Annotated in this window: 7 protein-coding genes; all 7 read left to right on the top strand. The window is 34.2% G+C overall.

What is annotated here, in order from left to right:
* On the top strand, window positions 1-183 hold a 183-nt coding region (locus DWV68_RS14615), incomplete at its 5' end, for a hypothetical protein (protein WP_207663851.1).
* Window positions 184-679: 496 nt separating this feature from the next.
* Window positions 680-1,414, top strand: a complete 735-nt coding sequence (locus tag DWV68_RS14130) for a LytR/AlgR family response regulator transcription factor (protein ID WP_118666107.1) — start codon at window positions 680-682, stop codon at window positions 1,412-1,414.
* An 8-nt stretch (window positions 1,415-1,422) separates the two neighbouring features.
* Window positions 1,423-2,715 (top strand): ATP-binding protein, encoded by a 1,293-nt coding sequence (locus DWV68_RS14135; RefSeq protein WP_055193278.1) that lies wholly within the window; start codon window positions 1,423-1,425, stop codon window positions 2,713-2,715.
* Between the two features lie 160 nt (window positions 2,716-2,875).
* Complete coding sequence (locus DWV68_RS14140; RefSeq protein WP_109258187.1) at window positions 2,876-3,532, top strand: DUF3879 family protein; 657 nt, start codon at window positions 2,876-2,878, stop codon at window positions 3,530-3,532.
* Between the two features lie 65 nt (window positions 3,533-3,597).
* A complete protein-coding gene (locus DWV68_RS14145) occupies window positions 3,598-4,341 on the top strand; it encodes a hypothetical protein (RefSeq protein ID WP_117686866.1) in 744 nt (247 codons plus the stop codon).
* A 247-nt stretch (window positions 4,342-4,588) separates the two neighbouring features.
* Window positions 4,589-5,221, top strand: coding sequence for a hypothetical protein (locus DWV68_RS14150; RefSeq protein WP_243089594.1), 633 nt, complete (start codon window positions 4,589-4,591; stop codon window positions 5,219-5,221).
* Between the two features lie 212 nt (window positions 5,222-5,433).
* Window positions 5,434-6,333 carry a hypothetical protein gene (locus DWV68_RS14155; protein ID WP_055040600.1) on the top strand — a complete coding sequence of 300 codons (900 nt, stop codon included), beginning with the start codon at window positions 5,434-5,436 and terminating at the stop codon, window positions 6,331-6,333.
* Window positions 6,334-6,354: the final 21 nt, after the last annotated feature.

A 6,354-nucleotide genomic window follows, 5' to 3' on the forward strand; every position in this document is an offset into this window, starting at 1 on the left:
ATTTTTAGCGGTAATGAAGATAGTTTCATTGCCGCTTTTTTCATGCAGAATTGTAATTTCAGTGACAAATTTGTCAGCGAAGCAGGACTGAAAATACTGATTTTGTCAGCGGGAATGGATGCTTGTCACCGATTCACATTTTCTGATTTGTCACACAAAGGGATTAACTACAATGTAGGATGAGCTTTGGGGTGTAAAATTAGGAAAAGAAGTGAAAAAACACTATATTCTTGAAAGCCTTGTTTGTTACGAAACTTTTTAAGCATATTAAGAAATAAAAGAGATTGTGTTTAAAGATGGAAAACTTGTCTGAGACGCAGCGAAGTAAATAAAATGAATAATATAGGAAGTCAGTAGTGCGTGAATAAACTGCTGGCTTCTTTTTTGATAGATATAGTCACTCCCAGAGAGTGTGCAGGATAGTAAAGTAATAATATCAACATGACGATATAGAAAATGCAGGGAAGCATTGTATTTCAAAGAGTTTGAGATACAGTGCTTTTGTGTATTAACATGGGTAAATGGTTTAATGCTTTTTTTTAATCGTATTTCGTGTTAAAAAATTGTATTTGGTGAAGAAATACCGTAATATTTTGTTTCATGTGATATCTTTTATAGGTGAGATTTGAAACAGAATAAAGATTGAGCCGATATATAAATGAGAAAGAAGGTGAGTGCTATGTTGGAAATTGTTGTCTGTGATGACGATATAGCAGATCTTGAGCGTGCAGTGACTATGCTGCATAAGATTTTTACAAGCCAACAGATTGCTTATCATATAGAGCAATTTGTGTCTGCAAATCAAATGCTTGAAAATATCAGCAACATTGATATCGGAATTTTAGATATTTCGATGGAAGAACTGAATGGTATTAAACTGGGGAGAACATTGAAAGAAAAATTTCCGGATGTGAAATTAGTGTATATTACGAGTTATGAAGAATATTGTATGCAGGTCATTAACGAAGTTCATGCATTTTCATTTCTATGTAAACCACTGGAATATGATAAATTGGAAATGCAGATGTTGGAACTACTGGATCAACTGCCGGATACCGGAGCAGAAAAGGATTTTTATAAAGTGACGGACAGCAATGGGAAAGAGTATCTGTCAATCAAATTGAAACTCAGGGACATTTTATATTTTGAATACATAAAAAGATCAAGAAAAGTACTGATAGCGTTGTCTGATATCACATATGAGTATGACTGCATTTTTGAAAAACTGGTTGAAGAACTGCAGCCCTATGATTTTGTTGTGAATTGCAGGGGAAATCTGGTTAATTTAAGGCATATTGAAAAAATAAAAGGCTTTACCATTTATATGGATAATGGAAAAGAACTCCAGATTGCGCAAAAGAGAAGCAGCGATTTTAGAGAAGAAGTAAATAAATTTTTGCAGAAAAATTCATAGGAGAAACGATGAATACGATTTTACTGATATTATGTAATGCTCTTTCCTGTTTTATCATAAGTAACATACTGTTCCAGTTTATGAATGGAAAGTATAAAAGGAGCAGTCAAAATAGATATGCATATATTGTGATCGAGGCTGTCACAGTGATTTTTACAACCTGTATCAATATGCTCAATCATTCCATATTAAATTTGGTGGTCTGGGGCGTGTTGACGGGGATAATAGCATATGCTCTGTATTATGAGGATATGGATAAACCGTTAAGACGTATCATTGAATGTGAGGCATTGGTATTTTGTATGTCTGTTTGTGAATCATTAGGAGTGATTCTTTTACAATGTATTTTGCAGGCAGCAGATATAAAAAATGTGAATGAAACGATGCTTTACTGCCTTGAGGTAACATTTTCAAAAGTAATACTTATTTTTTTGTATTATACATTCATAAACAGGTTTGTGAAAAAGAGCGATATTCCTTATGCAAAGACAAGGTACATCATGTATGGAATTATACTCCTATACAATCTGATTAACATGGGTGTAATTGTAGAGAATTTTAAAAATGGAGAAGAAAATTATTTATGTGCAGTCAATATGGGGTGTATTGTTCTGGCAGATCTATACCTTTTATATTTTGTTAAAATGGCAGATGAAAAGAACTATTATGAAAAGCAGCTCATCGCTTTAGAGCAACAGGCAAAGGTACAATACGAATACTATTTGACGCAGACAAAAAAATATGATCAAACCGTCCACATATTACATGATGTAAATAAGCATATTAAAGCAATCGAAGGATTATATGGTGCAGAGCAGGGGAATACGGCAGGAGAATATGCAGCGGAAATCAGAGAACTGTTAAAGCCGCTCATTCCGGTTCAATACACAGAAAATCCAATATTAAACATTCTTCTTACCGATAAAGAATCCGTTATGAGGGAAAAAGGTATTTCAGTAACCATAAAGGTGGATAATGTGAATCTGAATTTCCTTGCACCAATCGACATTACAACTATTTTTGGAAATTTATTAGATAATGCGATTGAGGCAGCAGAGAAGCTGGAAGGAGAGAAATATATTTCGATTAAGATTGGCTCATACCATAAAATGATAGCTGCCAGCATCGAAAATAACTGCGGGGAAGTAAAGTGGAAAAATGGTTTTCCGGTATCAGCGAAAGGAAAAGGCGGTGGAATAGGACTGCTGAATGTTCAGAGCAGTGTAAAAAAATATGATGGAAATTTAATATTGAAAAGTGATGGAAATAAATTTATTGCTGAGTTATTCCTCAATTCATAAAAAGAGCATTCGTGCTCTTTTTTGGTAAAAAGTCTTACTTCGTGCAAAAAAATCGTACTTGGTGCAGAAAAGGTAAAATATTAGAAGTGGGTTGTCGATAGAAAAAGAAAAATAAAGCGGATGATAGATATAAAAAATTTAATGATGGGAGGTTTCGATTATGTCAAGAATTACGGACTACGGTTTTTTATTTCAAACGACATTTGGAACATCAAAAACAAATTTAATCAACAATATTCAGTTGTCCCAAATGAATAGCAGTTCTGTACAGAAACAATTAAAAGCAGCAGGGATCGACACAAACAGTAAAAAGTATAAAGCAGCACTGAGTGAGATGATGAAAAATGGAAACGGTGCAATGTTTACAAATGTTCAGGCAATTAAGAACCTGATGAGCCAGTATGACAAAAATGGAGACTGGATTGATCCGAATACCGGATTAACAGGACTTGCTGTAACGGATGAGAACAGAAACAGTTATAAACATATCATTTCTATTCCAGAGAGCAGCCGGGAAGAAATGTTTGAACTGGCAAAGAAAGAATTCTTAAATGAAAATGGTACTTTAAATGGTGATACTACCAAAAGGGAGAGTGTATATAACAATTTATACAGAAAAATGGATAAGGATGACCGCTTATCAGCAGGCTGGACAATGGAACAATATGAACATCAATACAGACAGGCATTTGCAGAAGCTGCAAAAGTCGCAGATCCTACATGGAGAGCTGGTAAACCAATACCGGCTGGCGCATTGGATGGTATTACAAGGGAGTCGGCGGAAAGTGGCAGGAAGTCAGTAGATATAAAGTTATAGATAGATTTATTTGTGAGCCACGAGGTGAAACTAAGATAATGGGTTTTAAGGAGGAAAAATAGGATATGAAAATATCTAATTACATGAATAATACGAATTCAATAATGGAAAAAAATACTGATAAAGTACAGAAAGGAAATAGTCAGACAAACGAAAAACATACAGTGGGGCAATCAGTGAAGCTTTCGATTTCTAATGAGGGATTGGAGTATTATCGTAATCGTATACAGCAGAGTGGACAGGAAAAATATGATGATGTGGTTCAAAGAAAGGAACTGTTAGCGAGTAAAAAAATCAGTGATATTGATTATAGTTATGAAATTCAAAAGAAGGCAGCACAGCAGAATCAAAATGTTGATACAGGAAAAAGTGCCTTAAATATTACTGACAAGGCAAATAATTATGTTAAAGCATACGCAGAATTATATGATGAAATTGTGAAGGGCTATGAAAATGGAACCAGAGAAATATATGTAGCTGATGAAAATGGACCTCGTAAGCTTACAAAGGATGAAGAGTTAAGCAATTTAGATGTAGCATATAAAAAAACAGTGGATGATTTTGTGACAATGGAGACAACCAATCAGCATGCCCGTGGAATTATTGGTGAAGAAATGAATAAAATTTCAAAAATTACCACAAGGTCAACTTTGGCATCGGCTTACATTGAGGAGCAAAAAACCAGGGGAAAGGACGAAATCCCAGAAAATTTAACTGAGAAAATGTATGGTGCAATTACCTCATTTAAGGAGAAATATACAATGATTCAGCCTAATAGAGAGCAGTTATTGATGAGCATTAAGATTTGATGATGTTAGTACTATGATTTACAAATAAAAATAGTAATTACATATCATATTGAGGCTGAGAGAAATTAAATATCCAAGTCGTTCAATATAATAGAAATTATTTTAAGTTTCAATAACAGGGAGGTAGGATTATGGCAATTACGGGTATCAATAACAGCAGTTACACATCGTATTATGCTTCAAATTATAAGAATACTGTAAAAAAACAGATAGTGAAAAGGATAGTACAAATACAAAAGATGGCAACGTGACAACAAGTACAGTTGAATTAAAAACATCACGTCCCGGTGTGACAAAAACAGAGCAGATTAAGACAGGGTATAGTAATGTAAATGATTATTCAAAATACTTGCAAGGAAAATACCATTATATGAATATAGGGCTGACTTCAATGCAGGGCATTCCGACAACGGTATCTGTTTCAAGTGCATTTTTACAAAAGTGCATGAATGATCCGGAAAAAGCAAAGTATTTGGAGGAAAACTTAGCAGCCATTCCGGATTGTACAAAAGATACGATTAATGGATGTTTGGGCACTGTGACAAATCAGAGTTATATGATTGATGCAAACGGAAATATTATAGAGACAGTATCTGGTACAAATGATCCAGATGGGAAAATAGCGAAAGAGAATGCTGAACGAAAGGCAAAAGAGAACAGAGAAAAAGAGGAAAAGATAAAAGAAAAAAGAGCTGCTAAAAAAGCAGAGGAAGAAAAAGCTGCAAAGCAACGTGCAGAAAAATCGGCAGAAAGAAAAGAAACGGGTGATTATACCTTATCCGTAACTGGTAATGATGTAAAAAGTATGACACAGAGCCTTGTAGCAGAATCTGTGAGTATTTCTGCACCTGATAGATCAAGTTTTGATATTAAGGCATAAGAGGATTCGATAAAAGGAAAATATCAAATTGGTGCATTGGATGGCATCACCAGAGAGTAGAGTGGCAGAAAGTCAGTAGATATAAATCGTTTTATTGGTTCATTGAGCAATGACAGTGATGTAGATTACCTGAAAATAGATGCAGGTTCTTTGACATCGAGCAAGATAGATAAAGAAGTATAGAAAGTGTGGACTAACTTAAGGAGGTTGCTATGAAAGTTCAAGGAAATAGGTATATTAATAATCCAGAGATGATAAAAAATAAGGTTGAGAAGAAAACAACTGTTCCTCAGAATATTATTTCGGAGGATGATGTGAAAATCAGTGATTCAGCAAGAAAGTTAGTTGAGACTGCTCGTAATAAGGTATCGGATTTTCATACAATGCATTTTTCATCTATTAATGGAGAGATAAGAGAGATACCAGCAGAATATAAATGTGAAAATTTATTCAAATTAGATTTGAAAGCAACTTCCATTTCTGGAGAACAAAATGCGTTTGAAGGCTGTTCGGAAAATCAATCAGAGGTTTTTGAAAAATGGCTGGACGAAAATGCTTCTGAATATTTGACAGAAGATGAAATGAAAGATTTAAAAGAGAAGATTAATGCAATGACAGCAGATGTAGATTCTTTGAATGCTCAGGAGGGATATAGAGGAACTTCTTATGAATCTGTATTTTTGTTAAGTGCAAGTGAAGTGGGGCTAAGGAAAGTAAATGAAATGTATGTTCCAGAGCAATTTCAAGCTGGTTTTTCAGACATGATTGACGAATATGTTCATTTTAATGATTCGGCACGTAATTCTATCATGGAGAAAATGACACCAGATTACATGGTTGTTGGAATTGGAAGCAAAACAGAATCTTATAAGTACAAGTCAGAAATAATCTCAGATGAGACAGCTTTTTATACAAATGAGAAGAAAGAGATAAGTGGTATCTGCAATCAGTTTTTAAATGGTAAAACAGATCAAAAATTATTTTGTAATGAGATGAAAGACCGTTTAAATGATTACTATGGAAGCAGGTATGAATTAAGGAATCAGCCAGAAGCTGTTGAAGGCAGAGTAAATAATATGCTGGACAAATTGCAGCATATGTTTGGCGTTTAATGTTGAAAAAGGGTTTGGAGA

The organism is Roseburia sp. AF12-17LB (assembly GCF_003479605.1).
Lineage (GTDB): Bacteria > Bacillota > Clostridia > Lachnospirales > Lachnospiraceae > Roseburia_C > Roseburia_C amylophila.

Bases quoted from the DNA above. Each gene is read 5' to 3' on its own strand.
- DWV68_RS14130 (WP_118666107.1), top strand. From the start codon at position 680: ATGTTGGAAATTGTTGTCTGTGATGACGATATAGCAGATCTTGAGCGT.
- DWV68_RS14135 (WP_055193278.1), top strand. From the start codon at position 1,423: ATGAATACGATTTTACTGATATTATGTAATGCTCTTTCCTGTTTTATC.
- DWV68_RS14140 (WP_109258187.1), top strand. From the start codon at position 2,876: ATGTCAAGAATTACGGACTACGGTTTTTTATTTCAAACGACATTTGGA.
- DWV68_RS14145 (WP_117686866.1), top strand. From the start codon at position 3,598: ATGAAAATATCTAATTACATGAATAATACGAATTCAATAATGGAAAAA.
- DWV68_RS14155 (WP_055040600.1), top strand. From the start codon at position 5,434: ATGAAAGTTCAAGGAAATAGGTATATTAATAATCCAGAGATGATAAAA.